Origin of the sequence: Natronomonas salinimetallica, from assembly GCF_013839515.1 — an archaeon.
Lineage (GTDB): Archaea > Halobacteriota > Halobacteria > Halobacteriales > Haloarculaceae > Natronomonas.
Map to the genome: position 1 here is coordinate 19,434 of NZ_JACDNQ010000006.1, position 17,697 is coordinate 37,130.

19 protein-coding genes are annotated in these 17,697 nt (G+C 65.7%); 8 read left to right on the top strand and 11 right to left on the bottom strand.

Features of this window, described 5'->3' with window-relative positions:
• Nucleotides 1-40 precede the first annotated feature (40 nt).
• Nucleotides 41-1,270 (top strand): SPFH domain-containing protein, encoded by a 1,230-nt coding sequence (locus tag HZR14_RS06210; protein WP_181692004.1) that lies wholly within the window; start codon nt 41-43, stop codon nt 1,268-1,270.
• A 68-nt stretch (nt 1,271-1,338) separates the two neighbouring features.
• On the top strand, nt 1,339-1,938 hold the full coding sequence (locus HZR14_RS06215; protein WP_181692005.1) for a winged helix-turn-helix transcriptional regulator: 600 nt from the start codon (nt 1,339-1,341) through the stop codon (nt 1,936-1,938).
• A gap of 239 nt (nt 1,939-2,177) precedes the next feature.
• Here HZR14_RS06215 and HZR14_RS06220 read toward each other — a convergent pair whose 3' ends face one another.
• Both HZR14_RS06220 and HZR14_RS06225 read right to left on the bottom strand, forming a co-directional pair.
• Nucleotides 2,178-3,245 (bottom strand): phytoene/squalene synthase family protein, encoded by a 1,068-nt coding sequence (locus HZR14_RS06220; protein WP_181692006.1) that lies wholly within the window; start codon nt 3,243-3,245, stop codon nt 2,178-2,180.
• A gap of 745 nt (nt 3,246-3,990) precedes the next feature.
• Nucleotides 3,991-5,082: an aminopeptidase gene (locus HZR14_RS06225; protein WP_181692007.1), complete on the bottom strand. Its 1,092-nt coding sequence runs from the start codon at nt 5,080-5,082 to the stop codon at nt 3,991-3,993.
• 161 nt (nt 5,083-5,243) lie between these two features.
• On the opposite strand from HZR14_RS06225, the gene HZR14_RS06230 reads away from it, so the two are divergent.
• From HZR14_RS06230 to HZR14_RS06240, 3 genes are all read left to right on the top strand, one after another.
• Nucleotides 5,244-5,549 (top strand): DUF7562 family protein, encoded by a 306-nt coding sequence (locus HZR14_RS06230; protein ID WP_181692008.1) that lies wholly within the window; start codon nt 5,244-5,246, stop codon nt 5,547-5,549.
• 60 nt (nt 5,550-5,609) lie between these two features.
• Nucleotides 5,610-6,914 carry a ribonuclease catalytic domain-containing protein gene (locus HZR14_RS06235; protein ID WP_181692009.1) on the top strand — a complete coding sequence of 435 codons (1,305 nt, stop codon included), beginning with the start codon at nt 5,610-5,612 and terminating at the stop codon, nt 6,912-6,914.
• 260 nt (nt 6,915-7,174) lie between these two features.
• Nucleotides 7,175-7,963: an SDR family oxidoreductase gene (locus HZR14_RS06240; protein WP_181692010.1), complete on the top strand. Its 789-nt coding sequence runs from the start codon at nt 7,175-7,177 to the stop codon at nt 7,961-7,963.
• Between the two features lie 63 nt (nt 7,964-8,026).
• Here HZR14_RS06240 and HZR14_RS06245 read toward each other — a convergent pair whose 3' ends face one another.
• Entirely contained in the window at nt 8,027-8,311 is a 285-nt protein-coding gene (locus HZR14_RS06245) for a DUF7091 family protein (protein WP_181692011.1), read from the bottom strand.
• Between the two features lie 231 nt (nt 8,312-8,542).
• Between HZR14_RS06245 and HZR14_RS06250 the strand changes: the two genes are divergently transcribed.
• Together HZR14_RS06250 and HZR14_RS06255 are read left to right on the top strand one after the other, a co-directional pair.
• Entirely contained in the window at nt 8,543-9,472 is a 930-nt protein-coding gene (locus tag HZR14_RS06250) for a replication factor A (protein ID WP_181692012.1), read from the top strand.
• The gene (locus HZR14_RS06255; RefSeq protein WP_181692013.1) at nt 9,473-10,069 is read left to right on the top strand and encodes an RPA family protein; all 597 of its coding nucleotides are present in this window, start codon (nt 9,473-9,475) and stop codon (nt 10,067-10,069) included.
• Between the two features lie 24 nt (nt 10,070-10,093).
• Here HZR14_RS06255 and HZR14_RS06260 read toward each other — a convergent pair whose 3' ends face one another.
• The 7 genes from HZR14_RS06260 to HZR14_RS06290 all read right to left on the bottom strand — a co-directional run bounded on the left by HZR14_RS06260 (nt 10,094) and on the right by HZR14_RS06290 (nt 16,340).
• Nucleotides 10,094-11,083 (bottom strand): A24 family peptidase, encoded by a 990-nt coding sequence (locus HZR14_RS06260; RefSeq protein WP_370464961.1) that lies wholly within the window; start codon nt 11,081-11,083, stop codon nt 10,094-10,096.
• A gap of 132 nt (nt 11,084-11,215) precedes the next feature.
• Entirely contained in the window at nt 11,216-11,788 is a 573-nt protein-coding gene (locus tag HZR14_RS14170; protein ID WP_220132461.1) for a hypothetical protein, read from the bottom strand.
• Nucleotides 11,789-11,869: 81 nt separating this feature from the next.
• Nucleotides 11,870-12,433: a GMP synthase subunit A gene (locus HZR14_RS06270; RefSeq protein WP_181692014.1), complete on the bottom strand. Its 564-nt coding sequence runs from the start codon at nt 12,431-12,433 to the stop codon at nt 11,870-11,872.
• A 72-nt stretch (nt 12,434-12,505) separates the two neighbouring features.
• Nucleotides 12,506-13,486, bottom strand: coding sequence for a DUF7544 domain-containing protein (locus tag HZR14_RS06275; RefSeq protein WP_181692015.1), 981 nt, complete (start codon nt 13,484-13,486; stop codon nt 12,506-12,508).
• Nucleotides 13,487-13,825: 339 nt separating this feature from the next.
• Entirely contained in the window at nt 13,826-15,361 is a 1,536-nt protein-coding gene (locus tag HZR14_RS06280) for a (R)-citramalate synthase (RefSeq protein ID WP_181692016.1), read from the bottom strand.
• Nucleotides 15,362-15,605: 244 nt separating this feature from the next.
• Entirely contained in the window at nt 15,606-15,956 is a 351-nt protein-coding gene (locus tag HZR14_RS06285) for a DUF192 domain-containing protein (protein WP_181692017.1), read from the bottom strand.
• 222 nt (nt 15,957-16,178) lie between these two features.
• Nucleotides 16,179-16,340, bottom strand: a complete 162-nt coding sequence (locus tag HZR14_RS06290; protein ID WP_015408294.1) for a preprotein translocase subunit Sec61beta — start codon at nt 16,338-16,340, stop codon at nt 16,179-16,181.
• Nucleotides 16,341-16,433: 93 nt separating this feature from the next.
• Between HZR14_RS06290 and trxA the strand changes: the two genes are divergently transcribed.
• Nucleotides 16,434-16,700 carry a thioredoxin gene (gene trxA, locus HZR14_RS06295; RefSeq protein WP_181692018.1) on the top strand — a complete coding sequence of 89 codons (267 nt, stop codon included), beginning with the start codon at nt 16,434-16,436 and terminating at the stop codon, nt 16,698-16,700.
• Between the two features lie 97 nt (nt 16,701-16,797).
• Here trxA and argF read toward each other — a convergent pair whose 3' ends face one another.
• Nucleotides 16,798-17,688, bottom strand: a complete 891-nt coding sequence (gene argF, locus HZR14_RS06300) for an ornithine carbamoyltransferase (protein ID WP_181692019.1) — start codon at nt 17,686-17,688, stop codon at nt 16,798-16,800.
• Nucleotides 17,689-17,697: the final 9 nt, after the last annotated feature.

Sequence of the window (17,697 nt, forward strand, 5' to 3'; positions counted from 1 at the left end):
ACGGCCGAACCCTTATGGACGGTTCGCCCCAATTCAGGGTATGTTCGCTCCGCTCCAACTGGGGGGGTCGGTGCTCCCAGTCGTTGCCCTCCTGTTGCTCGTGATTGCGATCGTCGCGGTGTATCAGGCCGTCGAGATCGTCAACGCCTACGAGAAGCGTGCGCTGACGGTGTTCGGCGAGTACCGCCGACTACTCGAACCGGGGATCAGCTTCATTCCGCCGTTCGTCTCCCGGACGTACACCTTCGACATGCGGACGCAGACGCTCGACGTGCCACGCCAGGAGGCGATCACCCGCGACAACTCGCCGGTGACCGCCGACGCGGTCGTCTATATCAAGGTCATGAACGCCCGGAAGGCGTTCCTCGAAGTGGACGACTACAAGAAGGCCGTCTCGAATCTCGCCCAGACGACGCTTCGGGCCGTACTGGGTGATATGGAACTCGACGATACGCTGAACAAACGCCAGGAGATCAACGCGAAGATCCGCAAAGAGCTCGACGAACCCACCGACGAGTGGGGAATCAGAGTCGAGTCCGTCGAGGTCCGGGAGGTCAATCCCTCGAAGGACGTCCAGCAGGCGATGGAACAACAGACCTCCGCCGAGCGGAAACGCCGCGCGATGATCCTGGAGGCCCAGGGTGAACGCCGTTCGGCCATCGAAACGGCCGAAGGTGACAAACAGTCCAACATCATCCGCGCACAGGGTGAAAAACAGAGCCAGATCCTCGAAGCCCAGGGTGATGCGATCTCGACCGTCCTCCGGGCGAAGTCGGCCGAGTCGATGGGCGAACGCGCGATCATCGAACGCGGTATGGAGACGCTCGAGGAGATCGGGACGGGCGAATCGACGACGTTCGTCCTCCCGCAGGAGATGACCTCGCTGCTCAGTCGCTACGGTCAACACCTGACCGGCAGCGACGTGGCGACGCAGACGGACGTCCTCGAGGGCCTCGATTTCGACGAAGAGACCAGAGAGATGCTCGGCCTCGACGACATCGAGGAGATCCTCGGCCAGATCGACGAGGAAGCCGAGATGGACGTCGAGGAAATGGAGGCCGAAGCCGAGGCGATCAAGACCGGTGCCGACCCGACGGGGATCAAAGACCCCGACGAGGTCATCGCCGAGATGGACGAAGAAATGCCGGATGCCGATGTCGACGGGGACACGCCGGATGCCGATGTCGACGAAGAACTGCCGGATGCCGAGGCCGACGAAGAACCGCCGGATGCCGAGGCCGACGGGGACCTAGAGACCGAAACGAACTAGCGCCCGACGGGGGTTTGTCGACCGTCGTTCCCGAAGCTGTTTTATCCTGGTCTCGCGTAGCACCACGTATGACTGACCGGGGGGTCGACGAGGGAAAACGGGCAACGCTCAAGCGCTTCGCTGCTTTGGGAGCGGCGACGCCGCTTGTCCGGCTCTCGAGCGACGACGGAAGCGAAGTCCGCGAGGCCATCGTCGGCTATCTCGCCGGGACCCCGGGTGCACACTTTTCGAAACTGCGGGACGATCTCAAACTCGGGACCGGCGAGACCCAACACCACCTCCGGCGGCTCGAGGACGACGGAGCCATCGAACACCGAAAGGACGGCGAGTACAAGCGGTATTTTCCGGCGGGACGGTTCTCGGCGTTCGAACAGCGGGCGCTCGGCTATCTCCGCCGGGAGACGCCGCGCCGGATGCTCGTCGCCTTGCTCCGGGACCCCGAGGCGTCCGGCCGCGAGATCGCCGCCGCCGTTGGCGTGTCCCGGTCGGCGGTCTCGAAGTACGCCGGGGAACTCGATGCCGCCGAGCTGTTGTCGCGGGCCGATGGCTACAGCGTCGAACGGCCGGAGACGCTGTTGACGCTCGTCGTCCGGTACGCCGATTCGTTCGGTCCCGAGGCGGTCGAACTCGCTGGCGAGGCGGACGGACTCGTTCGGTACGACCCCTGATACGTCTTCAGGTCGTCGCATCCCGGCGGGTGACGCCCCCGGATGAGGCACCCGCCGACACTGGGACCGGACGACCCGTACGAGTTCGCCGCCGAACCGCTCTGTCGTCGCCGAACCGCTCTGTCGTCGCCGAACCGCTCTGTCGTCGCCGAACCGCTCTGTCGTCGCCGAACCGCTCTGTCGTCGCCGAACCGTTCTATCGTACCCAGCTATACGGGAGAAGACGGACGTCGACGGGGTCACTCTACGCTACCGGCGCGGTGAAACGGCATGCTGGCGACGATCTCTCTGAACTCTGAGACGGTATCACGGCTAGCCGACGACGCCGCCTCCAGCACCGCAAAAACCTCCTGACGGGAGACTTTCACCCCCGTTTCGGTGAGCGCGTCCTCGGGTCGGTCGTCGAGCTCCCGGAGCGTCCCGACCGCGAGGACGTACGGGACGAGCCACGCCGAGAGCGTGTTGCCCTCCCGCAGCGGCATCGCTTCGAGATACGTCTGTGCTTCGTCGAGACACGACCGCGCGAGGTCGGCGGTTCGGGAGACGACGCGTGCCGACCCGCTCCGGTGTTCGGGATCGGTGACGGCCTCCTGTGGGATGCCCTCCGCCTCGAGCCACTCGGCGGGAAGGTAGACGTTGTTTTCCTCGCTGTAGTCGTCGTAGACGTCCTTCGAGACGTTGACGAGCTGGAGCAACAGGCCAAACTCCTCCGCGGTGTTCCGCATGGTTCGAGCCCGGCTCTCGGGGATGTCGCCGCGGGCAAGCAGGTTCGTTATCAGCGTTCCGACGGTCCCGGCGGCGTAATAGCAGTACTCTTCGAGTTCCTCGCGGTCGCGGATCCTGAGTCCGCCCTCGTCGGCGTATCGCTCGACGAACATCGCCATCCCCTCGATCATCTCGTGGACCGGGGGACGGACCGCGTCCCGAACGTCCGGCGGGAGGTCGGCGAACGTCGCAACGACGGTCGGAGCCCCGGCGACGACGTCCCAGTCGGCGTTTCGGTCCTCGACCGGCGGAAGGTGGGGCTCGACGGCGGCGCGAAACTCCCCGATCGTCGTCTCCGCATCGGGAGAAAGCGCCGAGTCGTAGGTATACAGCAGCTCCGCCTGCGTTCGCGGGTCGATGTGGGATGCGTCCTCGATGGTGTCGGCGACGCGACAGAGCAGGTAGCCGAGACAGATGTGTCTCGACATCGGATCCTCCAGGACGTCCACCGTCAGGGCGAACGTCCGAGAAACCCGTTGTACCGACTCGTGACACCACGCGTAATCCGGTTCGGATAGCTCGTCCGGTAGCGCACGGCTCATTGGATGGGGTTCGGACTGCGGCCGCGTTGTCCGCGGGGAGTCGATCCTGTTCGTTCCGATCGCGTGCTCGTCTGCTGGGCGGGTCTGATGATACTCATTGGTTGGACGGGCGTTCGTCGCTCAGTGTCGGATAAATACGCGTTCGACCAATAAATAACCCGTGCAGAAATCTACCGAGGTGGGCACGCTGTGACCGGCGTCCCGGACTCGGCCGCCGGTCGCCGTGGGTTCGATGGACGATCAGCCATCTCCGCAGCGGATAGTCGGACGTGCATCAGGTATGCCGTGGCAGTTCTTCAGGATGCGAAAGTTTTATACCGTTTAGGGCTATATTCGTGACTGTAATGTACGGGAGAAGTGACGCGCGTTCAACGTGTTCGGTTCGAACTGGACGGAACGGAACGCGCGGACATCCCGAAGCGAACCATCCAGAGCGGGGGTGTTGTCACGCGCGATAGCGACGCCACAGCCACCGGCTCAGACACCTGCTATCTCGCGGCCTGTTTTCGGCGGCGATCGCCGACGCCGAACCCGACCCGGACGGATACCGGGCTGGCGGCAGCATCCGTCGTCATCCGGATCTCCCGGACCGCCCGACCCTGGGCGAGCGGAACCCTCGGCGTCGTCGGGTGGTTCGAGAGAACGGAGTTCTCTCGTCATCACGAAAGAGCGACGCTCTTTCGAACGACTTCGCCCGACTGCCTGCGGGATCTTCGATCCCGCCCTGTTCACGCCGAGGAGGATGTCATGCTTCGAACCCGTCCTCGAACCGAAACGTCCCGTTACGCTGGACGGTTTTCCCGTCGACTTCGATGAACGACTCCTCGGCCATATCGACGATCATGTCCACGTGAACCGCGGATTCGTTTGCCTCCCGGTTCTCGCCGACACACTCGTCGTAGGCGCGTCCGACCGCCATGTGGACAGTATCGCCCATCTTCTCGTCGAAGAGCATGTTGTAGGTGAACTGGTCGATGTCCCGGTTCATGCCGATTCCGAGCTCGCCGAGCCGGCTCGCGCCCGGATCCGTGTTCAAGACCTCCGTCAACAGCCCCTCGTTATCGGCGGCGGCGTGTTCGACGACCTCGCCGTCCTCGAAGACGAGGTGGGCGTCGGTGATCTCGCGACCCTGGTGATACAGCGGCATATCGAAGAGCACCTCGCCCTCGACGCTGTCGACGACGGGTGCGGTAAACACCTCCCCGCCCGGGAGGTTCTTTTCCGCGTAGTCGTTGAGGGTTTTCATCCCGTCGACCGACATCGTCACGTCCGTCGTATCGCCGCTTTTGATCCGGACCTCGCTCGCGGGATCGAGGACGTCGACCATCCGCGATTGGTGTTCGCGTTGGGCCGCCCAGTCTTTGTTGATCGCGTCCCATACGAAGTTCTCGTAGCCCTCCGTGCTCATTTCGGCGAGTTGGGCGTTCGCCTGCGAGGGAAACTGCGTGAGACACCACCGCTTCGAGAGGGCGACCTCCTGAACTGGCTGGCGGGCCCTCGAATGGGCCGCCTGTGTTTCCGGCGAGACGTCGCTTTGTTCGCTCGCGTTCGCCTCCGCACGGACACGTATCAGGACGTCACTCTCCTCGTAGAGCGCCTCCACGTGCGTCGGCGTCTCGAGGTTCTCGTCGTCGACGGCCCGCAGGTACGCCCGCTGGGCGCGGCCATCGTTTGCGAGGTGAACCGGTGTCGCTCCCCGGTCCCCGACGACCTCGTGGAGGGCGACGGCGAGGTCCTCGGCGGCGCTCGGCGCGCTGATGACGACGTTGTCGCCGGCCTCGACGCTGGTGGAGTGGTCGACGACGGTCTCGGCGTGTTCACGGATTCGCGGATCCATGCCCGACACTGATGGCGCGGGCGTCTATACGCTTGTGGTGGCTACAGTTGTCCCTCGGCATACACGTCGTCCCTCGGCATACACGTCGTCCCTCGGCATACACGTCGGAACACCCCCGAGCGGGGGATACGCCTAAGTTACGGCTCCGCGAAGGCGACGGCATGTGGGGCCGGCAGGACCGAACCGACGTCACCTGCATCGCCTGCGGCGAGTCGCTCGAACGCCCCGACGCCCGCGAGTACGACAAGCACGGCGATCGGTGGGATCGCCGACAAAAGGAGTTCGAGTACCTCTGTAAGCCGTGCCACCGGGAGCTGTGTCACAAGCCCCGGCGAGGGCTCGAATCGCTGCTCGTGGGCATCGAAGACGGATCGGTTCCCGACCGCCGGTTCGTCGAACGCTACTACGAGGCCCTCGAAGGCGGATCGGAAGCCGAGGGCGAAAGCGAACGGAGCAGAGATTCCTGATCGGGAGCCGTCGGTGAGCCCCTCGCAACGCCTAACTGTCCCAGCGCACTACGGTCCGGTATGACAGAGCGCGACGAGCAGGCGTACGCTGGAACTGCGGAGGGGCAAGGTCCCGTCAGGATCGATGAGGATCTCGCCCACCACCTCGCGAACAAACGCGAGGAGCTCTTCGAGGAGTTCGAGATCCGCGACGAGTTTCCACGGGACGTGATCGAGGAGGCGAAAACCCGCGCGAAAGATCCCGAAGGCGACATCGTCGAGCAGCTCGAGGAGCGCCGCGATCTCCGGGAGCTGACGACGTGGACGACCGATCCCGCCGACGCACAGGACTTCGACGATGCGATCTCTATCGAGCGCACCGACGAAGGGTACCGCCTGTGGGTCCACATCGCCGACGTGAGCCACTACGTTACCCCCGAGACCGCGATGTGGGAGGAAGCACAAAAGCGTGGCAACACCGTCTATCTCCCCGCCTACACGATCCATATGCTCCCGCCGGTTCTGGCGGAGACGGTGTGTTCTCTCGTGCCGAACGAGGACCGACTCGCCCACACCGTCGAGATGCACATCAACGAAGAGACCCTCTCACACGAGTCGATCGACATCTACAAATCGGTCATCCACTCCGACGCCCGCCAGACCTACAACGACTGTGAGGACCGGCTCGAGGAGCCCGACGCCCCGCTCCACGAGGAGAACGCCCTGGCGTACGAACTCGCCGAGAAGCTCCACGAGCAGCGCAAAGAGGACGGCTCGCTCGTCCTCAACCCCAAACGCGACCGCGCACACACCATCATCGAGGAGTGCATGCTCAAGGCCAACAAGGCCGTCACCCACGAACTCCAGTGGAACCGCGGACTCGAAGCGATGTTCCGGGTTCACCCCCAGCCGACGCCACAGGAGTGGGACGAAGCGCTCCAGGAGATCCAGGAACTCGACGGCGTCTCGATCCCCGGCGACGCCTGGGACGACCCACGGAAAGCCGTCAACGCGACCCTCGAGGAGGCCCCGGGGCGACAGCTCAACAAGATCCAGTGGGCCGTTATGAAGGTGATGCCCCGGGCGAAGTACATGTCCGACCCCTTCGGTGGCCACCACGCGCTGAACTTCGAGATCTACGGCCACTTCACCTCGCCGATTCGGCGGCTCTCCGATCTCGTCAACCACTGGATCATCCACACGAACGACGTACCGGAGGGCGTCGCCGACCTCTGCGATCACGCCAGCGACAAACAAAAAGACGGCGAGACGTGCGAGCGGATCTACAAGGACTTCCTAGAGGAGGTCGGTCTCGATCCCCACGCCGTCAACAACCGCGGAATCGAGGTCGTCGACGATCACGAGGACGCCGAGTACACGGTCTGACGGTCCCGGATACACGGTCTGACGGTCCCGGATACACGGTCTGACGGTCCCGGATACACGGTCTGACATCCCCCCTCAGAAATAAACGGAACGGGGGTATCGAAGGTCCCAGGGACCGTCGGACCGTGAGTCCGTCATCCGTGTTCGAGCGAACCCCGCTTGCCGTGCGCGGGACGGGCGGTCCGACGGTCGCCGAGAGGAACCCTGTGGATCGGCGTCCGGACGGACTCTTTTATCCTACCGGCGGCCGTCACGCCGGTATGGATCTCGGAATCGACGGGAACGCGGCGCTCGTCACCGCCGGTACCGCGGGACTCGGGCTTGCCAGCGCCGAAGCGCTCGCCGAGGCGGGTGCCGACGTCGCCGTCTGTGGCCGGGACGAGGATCGACTCGACCGGGCCGAGGCGCGACTCGGGACCGCGGGCGACGGCGACGTACTCGCGGTTCGGGCGGACATCACCGACCCCGACGACGTCGAGGCGTTCGTCGACACCACGGTCGGGACGTTTGGACGGCTCGATCACGTCGTCACGAGTGCCGGCGGGCCGCCGCCAGGGTCGTTTCTGGACACCGACGACGAGGACTGGTACGACGCCTACGACATGCTCGTGATGAGCGTCGTCCGGACCGTTCGGGCGGCCCACCCGACGCTATCCGCCGATGGCGGCGGTACCGTCGTGACGATCACCTCCCGGACGGTCAGGGAAATCCTGGACGACCTCGTCCTCTCGAACGCCGTCCGGCGGGCGGTACTCGGCCTCACGAAGAGCCTCGCCGACGAGTTCGCGCCGGCGATCCGCGTCAACACGGTGTTGCCAGGGGCACACGAGACGAGTCGTATCGAGGAACTCATCGAAGCGAGCGTCGACCGCGGAGAGTACGAACACTACGAGGACGGCTTAGCGGAGTGGTCCGAGGGGGTTCCGCTCGCGCGCGTCGGCGACCCACGCGAGTTGGGCGATACCGTCGCCTGGCTCTCGAGCGACCGAGCATCGTATATCAACGGCGTTGCGGTCCCGGTCGATGGCGGATCGATGCGCGGAATCTGATATGGGACCGTCCGCCGATACGAGGTGACGCCCCAATCCGAGGCGGCCGACCGATGCGGCACGCTACCACGTTTCGATCCGATCGGCCCGAACGTCATCGACACAGCCCCGACAGTCCGGATGGTCCGGGTCGTAACACGCCGGGCGGCCGTCCTCGTCGACGGGGACTGCCCGCTTTTCTGCGTGGCGGCGACAGACGATCCGCGCCCGCCCCTCTTCGTCGGTCGGGAGGTTCGAGAGCCTCGCCGTCTTCGCATCGGTGTAGGCGCGTTTCGTCTCCTCGTAGCGTCTGCCGACCGCGTTGAGCTTCGTCCGGAGGAGCCGTTCGAGCCGACGACGGTTGCTCACACGGGGTGATACGAGCGCCAGGATAAAAGAGCCGTCGGCGGATCGGCCGCGACCGCTCGGGGCTCATCGTGCTGGGCTTCGTGCTGTCGGACGGGCGTCCGTGAGACGTACCGCGCCCGCAGGGGGACGTCCGGGCGTATCACTTTCACCATGCTACCGACGGTTTTTATACCATTGGGAACCAAACGGCGTACGTCTCCCACTGAAAACACGCGGAGACGGAACCCACCCATGACAGACCTGCGAGAGCACGCAGTGGACATACACGAACAGTTCTCCGACAGCCTCGACGTCGGCGTCGACGAGATCGAATCGCGCCTCGAGACGCTCGTCTCCGAGTACCGCGTTCCGGTCGACGAGGCCAGACGCAGCATCGTCTCGACGTACCTCGACGAGGCCGACATGGACCGCGAGGACCTCTCCGGCGGGACGAGCCAGTCGGCGACCGTCGCCGACATCGATACCCCCGAGGAGTGGCTCGATCTGACGGTCAAGATCGTCGACCTCTGGGAACCGGGTTCGGACTCGATCGCACAGGTCGGTCTGCTCGGTGACGAGACCGGTACGGTGAAATTCACCAAGTGGGCCAAAAGCGAGTTGCCCGAACTCGAGGAGGGGTCGGTGTACGACCTCGAGGGCGTCGTCACCGACGAGTATCAGGGCCGCTTTTCCGTGAAACTCAACTCCGCGACGACGATCGAGGCGCTCGATACCGACCTCGAAGTCGGCGACGACGCCACCGACGTCGAGGGCGCGCTCGTCGACATCCAGTCCGGCTCGGGGCTGATCAAGCGCTGCCCCGCCGAGGACTGTACCCGCGTCCTCCAGAACGGTCGCTGCTCGGAACACGGCGACGTCGAGGGCGAGTTCGACCTCCGGATCAAGGGCGTCCTCGACGATGGGGTCGAGATCCACGAGACGATCTTCAACCAGGAATCCACGGAGGAACTGACCGGCATTACCCTCGAGGAAGCCCAACAGATGGCGATGGACGCCCTCGATACCGAGGTCGTCGTCGAGGAGATGCGGGAAACGGTGTTGGGTCGGTACTACCGCGTCGCCGGTCCGACGCTCGGTAGATACGTGCTGGCGAACGACATCGAGCGCCTCGGCGCGCCGACCGACGCCGAACGCGTGCTCATCAGAGCGAGGTCTATGTAAATGAGTGCATCCGTCCCCACCCGCGAGGTCGCCCGACGCGCCTTCGCGACAGAGTTCAACGACGCAACGTACACGTTCAAAGAGTCCGATGACGACCGGGCCCCGGTCTACTCGCTGTTGCCGACCGGCCAGCGGGCGAACCGGGTCTTCGTCGCCGGCACGCTGACCGAAACCGAGGACGTCGGCGACGACTCGGAGTACTGGCGCGGCCGGATCGTCGATCCGACGGGCACGTTCTTCACCTATGCCGGACAGTACCAACCGGAGGCCACGTCGGTACTCAGAGAGACCGAGACGCCAGCCTACGTCACGGTCGTCGGCAAGCCCCGGACCTACGAGACCGACGAGGGCGACGTGAACGTCTCGTTGCGTCCCGAATCGATCTCCGTCGTCGACGATACGACCCGCAACCGTTGGGTCGTCGAGACGGCCGACCGGACGCTCGATCGGATCGAGGCGTTCGACGGGACCAACGAGTACGCGACGATGGCCGAAACGCAGTACGGCTCGGAACTGTCGACGTACCGCGACGGCGTCATCTCCGCGCTGGAGGATCTCGAGGCCGCCGCCGACGAGGAGATCCCCGCGGAGGCGTAGGACCCGACCTCACACGTCCCCCGTTCAGAGTCCGACCGCAGAGAGGAGCCAAAACAGCACGTCGCCAGCGGTCAACGAGACGAGGAGGCCGACGAGTATCGGGACGATGAACGGGATCCCGGGGCTGATCCAGACGGACGTTCGGTCCGGCTCCGAGAGCACACGGAGCCCCGCGCGCAGCCCCGCCGGCGTGGTGCCGTAGGCGGCATACTCCGTGAGGAACGCGTCGGCACCCCAGGGGTCGTCCTCGGCCGCTTCGAGGGCTCCCGGATCGTCCCCGGCTTCCCCGCTTTCAGCGCCCTCGATCGCTCCGTCTCCGGGCTCGTTCGGGTCGGTCGGGACCGAGTTCCGAAACCGGTCGGGATCGTTCCGGAGGTCGGAGAACGTGATTCCGCGCCACCGGAGATACATCCGAAACGCGTCGATATCCAGCCCGCGGCGCGTGAATCCGCCCGGTGTTTCGAGCAGCCGGCCGTACTCCGTCGGTATCTCCTCGATCGGAACGGGACGGCCGATGAGCATCGCCGGTGTGAGTTCGCCACGGGGGAGGTTCCGGACCGCGAGCGCGAGCGGATACAGAAGGCCGATCAACACGGCGTTCGAGAGGATGGTGAACGAGAGGACGCCGAGCGGGGCGTCGTGGATCGGATACGTGGCACCGAAGACGTCGTACGCCGGGTAGACGGGAAACACGACCGCGAGGGTAATAATCGCCTTCGCGTCCGCACCGCCGAACCCGCCGATACGCCAGAAGACGTACCCGAGCGGTGCGACGAACCCGAGTGAGATGGCCGACTGTATCAAAAACAGCTGTCGTCCGGTCCCGAGCGCCGTGAGCGCGAGCAGGTCCCACGCGAGCGCGAGCACCCCGACGGCCACGAGCGGGAGCCAGGTCCGGTTCGGTACCCGACGTGTCCGGACGTCCCGATAGGCGGCCCACGCGAAGACGGGGACGGCGAGCAGGCGCAACAGGTCGGGGCCCGATCCGATTCCGGAGAGCGGCGACGTGAACACGACGAGTACTGCGTCCAGGTGGGTTATAAACGCCGGCCATCGCTCACGGATCCGTACCGCCACACGAACCGGGCGGAACGGCGGTGATCGGACGAACCGGGCGTGGGTCGGACGAACCGTGAGGACGCCCGATCACCCGGATTCCGATCGCCTGATCTCCACCGGAAGCGGAGGGGACCGCCACCGGGTCCCGCCGTCGGCCCGCAACTCGAAGCACAGCTCGGCGTCGCCGGCCTCCTCGCCGAATATCTCGACGTGAGCCCCGTCGACCGCCGTCCGCAGCGGAGCGTCGTCCCCGGTGACCGGCAAAACGGCCTGTGAGAACTCCGTCTCCGGGCCGAGCGGAATCACTTCCGCCCCTTCGAGCAGAAACCGGGTCCGCCCCGCCCGTCTCCCGCCGACGGCGATGCTGACCGGGGACTGATGCCAGTGGGAAACGTCCGCGCCGTGCCAGTGAATGTACGCGAGGCGGGCGTCGTCGGCGAAGCCGCTCGACGCCTCGAAGTCCGGTTCGACGAATTCGATCGGGAACGCGGAACTAAGATATCGCTCGCCGACCCGGAGGTCGGGGTCGGGCGTCTCGGTGTCGTCCCCGCCGTTCCCGCCGTCCGCCCCGGTCGGGTCGGTACCGGATCCCGAACAACCGGCCAGGAGTGCGATACCGGCCGTATCGAGCAGTCCTCGTCGCGTGAGTTCCGAAGTCATCGGTGCGTCGTCCCCGATTCCCCGTGCGTCCGATTCAACGTTGTGCGATCGGGTCGCCGGATGCACGGCCGCGAGGGAATTTTATACTGTATTGGGGTGTTCACAGATCGCGAGGAAGTTCTCGAAGACCGCTTCGCCCTCCTCGGTGTGGGCGACTTCGGGGTGCCACTGGACGCCGTACAACTCCCGGTCGGTGTCGCTCATCGCCTCCGTGGGACAGACGTCGCTCGTGGCGGTACGAACGAACCCGTCGGGGACCGTCTTGACCTCGTCGGCGTGGCTCGCCCAGACTCGGGTTTCGGGGGCGAGGGACCCGACGAGTGGGTCCGTCCCGTCCTCGATGGTGACCGTCACGTCGGCGTAGCCGCCGTACTCGCCCGGGCCGACCTCGCCCCCGAGCTCCGCGGCGATGAGTTGCATCCCGAGACAGATACCGAACACCGGGATATCGAGGTCGAGATACTCGACCGAGCGGCCGATCCGATCCATGTCGGGGCCGCCCGAGAGGACGATCCCGTCGGCGTCGATCTCGCCGGGCGGCGTCTCGTTGTCGAGGATCTCGGTGTCGACGCCGAGATCACGCAGCGCGCGGTGTTCGAGGTGGGTGAACTGCCCGTGGTTGTCGACCACGACGATTCGAGTCATTGGGTGTTCGTATCGGATGTGGGTGTAAAAAGGGCCTGATACGCCCAGGGGTGTCGCGGGAACTACCCGGTATCACTCCCGGACGGCCGCCCGCCGGTCGGGAACGAGATCCAGCGAGTCATCCACGTCCCCGAGCACCAACAACGCGTAGTACCTGAGGTACGTCACTACCGGGACCCGGACGAACAGCCACAGGACGACGAGTCCCACCACGAACAACGCCCCGATTCCACCGAGGACCACGAGCCCGGCCGCCGAGGACAACGAGACGGTGAGATAGACCACCGCACCGATGAGGACAAACGGGATCAACAGCGTGATTCCGGCGATACCGACGGTCACGGACGCGAGGAGTCCCGCCGCGACCGTCAATACGAACCCGATGACGACGTAGGCGAGATACTGCTTCGGGTGGGCCCTAACCGATCCCCAGAGCCGACGCCACGCCGCGAGGACGCCGCTGTCCGTTTCGATCATGATGGGGACGACGAAAACGGTCGTGAACGACGCGACGAGCGCGTACAGCAGGCCGACGAGGAACACGACCGGGAGCCCGACGAAAAACAGCGTCGCGGCGGGGACGATCGGACCGCCACCGCCGATCCCCGGGGCGATCAACAACCCGATCCAGCCGACGACGAGCGCGAGCACCGGCAGCCCGATCGCGATCCGAAACCCGAACAGTCGAAGCCCCTGTCGCCACCGCCGCCGCCAGTGACGACGGATCGAAACATCGCCCGTCCGGAGCGACTCGACGAGGACGAACTCCATGACCGCGCCGACGACGCTGTATGCTATCCCCACCAGGACGATTACGGCGACGACCGCCCCGACGACCGCCATCGCGTCGGGAGCGAGGCTCGGGAGGTCGGTACCGACGGACTCGTCGATACCCCCGGACGCGTTGGACTGTACGCTCGGAAGGCTCAACCCCCCGCCGACGAATAGCACGACGACCGCGAGTTTCGCCCACCGACGGGGTTCGAACGGAAGGAGGAACTCCCTGGTTACACCGAACGCGTCACTGACGGCGTCGACTGCGTGGAGGGCCATACCGGAGGATCGCCGAGGTGGCACATATTGGTTGGGGTGGGTGAAAAGCCGATAGACGGTGTGAACGAATGCCCCGCCGGGCACGCCGTCCGGTGCGCCGCTGGGCACGCCGTCCGGGGAGATACCGGAGCGTTCGGGGATGGGCGGGACCACTCACGAGCCGCCGCGTCAGCGTAGCGCTACCGTCGCGTCAGCGTAGCGCTACCGTCGTGTCAGCGTAGCGCTACCGTCGCGCGCAGTTCGTGTCCGCGCGCCCCCCGAAACGGTGGGGTCCGTGCTGCCGGCGCGACCGACCGGACGCGGGCCACGTTCGTGGGTACCATACGTGTCACGATCCCATCAGTCGTCGGCCAATACCGGCGTGTCGGCGTCCGCCAGGAGGCGATCGAGCGAATCGACCATCGCCCGCACGGAGGCGGTCGTGATGTCCGAATCGGATGCCGCGACGGTGACCGTCCGGTCGCCGCGGGACATCTCCACTTCGACGGTGACGACGGCGTCGGTGCCACCGGTAATGGCGTCGACGTGATACGACTCCAGTTGGGCGCTCGAGGCCGATCCGAGCGCCGACTTGACGGCGGCGATAGCGGCGTCGACGGGACCGCTACCGGTGCCGGAGGCGACGCGCTCCTCGCCGTCGACTTCGAGGCGGACGGAGGCGGTCGGCGTCCCGCTCCCCGAGGCTGCCGTGAGATCGAGCAACTCGACGCGGCGTTCGCGCTCGTGGCCCTGTACCTCCTCGGCGATGGTGAGTAGATCGGCATCGGTGACGCGCTTGCCGCGGTCGCCGAGGCGTTTGACCCGGCCGACGATCTCGCCGAGGTCCTCCCCGGAGACATCGATGCCGTGTTCGGCGAGGGCGGCCTCGACGCCGGCGCGCCCGGCGTGTTTGCCGAGGACGAGCCGGCGGGTTCGGCCGACCTTCTCCGGGGGATACGGCTCGTACATCGCGTCGTCTTTCAGCGTGCCGTCGGTGTGAATGCCCGACTCGTGGGTGAAGGCGTTCTCGCCGACGACGGCCTTGTTGGGCGCGAGGGGGACGCCCGTCTTCGAGGCGACGAGTTGGCCGAGGTCGTACAGCATTTCTGTGTCGACCGTCTCGACGCCGTAGCCGTGATCGAGGGCGATCGCGACCTCCTCGATGGCCACGTTACCGGCCCGTTCGCCGATACCGTTTATGGTCCCGTGAACGAGGTCCGCGCCCGCAGCGACGCCGACGAGGGCGTTCATCACGGCGAGTCCGAGGTCGTCGTGGGTGTGCATCGAGGTCGGCCCGAGTTCGGAGAGTTCGGCGTAGATCTCGAACATCCGGTCGGGCGTGGCGTGGCCGACGGTGTCGGGCGCACAGATCCGGTCGGCCCCGGCCTCGATCGACGCGTCCATGAGTTCGCTCAAGAACCCGAGGTCGGCCCGGGAGCCGTCCTCGCCGAGGACTTCGACCCAAAGGCCGTGTTCTTTGGCGTACTCGACCAACTCGACGGTCTCCTCGATGACCGCCCCGCGGGTGCTGTCGACTTTCTCCTCGACGTGGCGGTCGCTGGCCGGCACGACGAGGTTGACCCCGTCGACGCCGCAGTCGAGCGCGAGATCGATATCGTCTTTGACGCCGCGGGCGAAACTCGTCACCCGCGCGTCGAGGCCGAGTTCGGTGACGCGGGCGATCGTCTCGCGCTCGCCCGCCCCGGTACAGGCGCTGCCGGCCTCGACGATGGCGACGTCCGCCTCGTCGAGCGCCAGTGCGATCTCGGCTTTTTCGTCGGGCGTCAGCGAGATTCCGGGGGCTTGTTCGCCGTCCCGGAGTGTGGTGTCCAAAAACTGTACGTCACGGCCGTCGAGGGGAGCAGTCGCTGGGTGATCCCCGAACAGTGTCCTCACGGTAGAAACCTCGTTATGTGGCGAGCGGTCGAATTTCTCGACCAGCCGCCTCGCGGCGACTTACTCTATCCTCTGCCGTCTCGGAGTTCGGCATGGTGTGCATCAACGATCGTCACGGACGTTGATTAAGCTACTGGTTGCCGCAGCCCCGGCTCGTTCTCCCTCTCGTTTCTTTCGGCTCTCCTCACGGTGACTCGGCTCTCCTCACGGTGACTCGGCTCTCTTCACGGTGACTCGGCTCTCCTCACGGTGACTCGACCCGGACGGCGTCGCCGACGGAGACGTCGGCGGCCGCCCCGCCCGGAAGTTCGATCACGGTGTCGGCGTCGGCCCGGCCGTAGCCGGTCCACGCCGACAGCCGCTTTACCGCCCGGACCTTCCCGTCGACAAGCCAGACCGCGTCGACGTCGAAGGGAACGAACACCATGTGAAGTCCGCGCGCCGAGACGCCCGAAAACGGAAAGACGAGCGCGTACCCCTCCGGGATCGATCGGCGACCCATCAGGCCGATCCCCTGGGAGACGATCCCCTCGGCGACCTCGACGTCGGTCGCGAGCGCTCGCGTTCCCTCGGCGGCTTCGTGGACGACGCGCACGGGTACTACTGGGTCGGAGCCGTATAAAATAGGCCGGTAACTGGACCGGAGTCGTACAGGAGGGGTTGGACGCCGTCGAGCGTCACAGACCGGCCGGTGACGAGCCGTCGAACGCCGCGAAAAACGACGCTATAGTGAACATCGCAACTATGTACACATCGATCGCACTGCCGCCGTGCGATCGAGTGTGTCTTGTCTTCCGATCTCTACTATAGTCCCGCCTCAGGCGAGCGCGTTCAACATCAGCACGAACACGCCCAACAGGACCCCAAACGCGACGACCGTCCGCGGGTCCATGGTCGGCGTGTTACTGTCCTCGGAGTCGAAATACCGGACGAGTCCGGCGCTGGACATCAGACCGCCGGAGTTTTCACCGCTGCTCATACCCCATGGTTCGCCCCAGAGACCCTAAGCGTTTCGGCACCGGCCCGTGCCGTTTGGAAAACTCTTATGCGCTCGGCTGGGGTATCGGTAGCCATGTCCGTTACGCTCAAGGACTTTTACGCGGACTGGTGTGGCCCGTGTAAGACCCAGGATCCGATCCTCGAAGAGCTCGCCGAGGACTTTCCCGACGTCGAGTTCGAGAAAGTCGACGTCGACGACGAACAGGACGTCGCGAACGAATACCAAGTCCGGTCGCTCCCGACGCTCATCGTGGAGAACGAGGGGGGCGTCGTCGAGCGGTTCGTCGGGGTCACCCAACGGGACGACCTCGAATCCGCGCTCGCCGAGGCGGGTGCCTGACCGCCCGGCGTATTCCGTCCCCCCGGCGCGTACCGTCCGCGCGATCCCCCGTCCCGAAGGCCGGCCGACACCGTCGTCGACGTCCTTCGGCAGCCTCCTACAGCAACGACGCCAACAGCCCCTTCTGTGCGTGCAGGCGGTTCTCGGCTTGATCCCACACGATGGAGTTCTCGCTCTCCAGGGCCGAATCGGTCACTTCCTCGCTGCGGTGGGCGGGCAGACAGTGCATGAGCAGCCGGTCGCCGAGTAACTCCTCTGTCACCTGGAAGCCGGCCGTCGAGAATGCGTCGAGCTTTTCGGCCCGTTCGGACTCCTCGCCCATGCTCACCCACACGTCCGTATAGAGCACGTCGGCCCCCTCGAGGGCCGTTTCGGGGTCGCTGACGACGTCCGGGGCGCTCCCGAGTTCGGCGGCCCGGTCGAGCACCGCGTCGTCGACGCCGTATCCCTCGGGCGTGGCGACGACGAGGTCGAGGCCGACCATCGCCGCTCCGAGGACGAACGACTGACAGACGTTGTTCCCGTCGCCGACCCACGCGACGCGGGCGTCGAAGCCGTCGAAGCGTTCTTTGATCGTCAACAGATCGGCGAGCGTCTGGCAGGGGTGGGCGTCGTCGGTCAGCCCGTTGACGACGGGTACGGTCGCGTACTCGCCGAGTTCGACCACGTCGGCGTGATCGAAGACGCGCGCCATGATGACGTCGACGTAGCGGCTCAGCGCCCGCGCCGTGTCCCTGACCGGTTCGCCGTGGCCCAAGTGGATGTCGTCGGGGCCTAGAAAGATCGCGTGTCCGCCGAGCTGTGTCGCGCCCGTCTCGAAGGAGACCCGCGTCCGGGTCGAGGGCTTCTCGAAGATCATCCCGAGGGTCTTGCCGTTCATCGCCTCTGCTGTCTTCCCGCGGGCGGTTCGCTCCTTGAGGTCACTCGCCCGCGTCAGTACGTCGTCGAGTTCGTCGCGCGTCAGGTCGTCGATGTTCAAGAAATTCATGGTACTCCG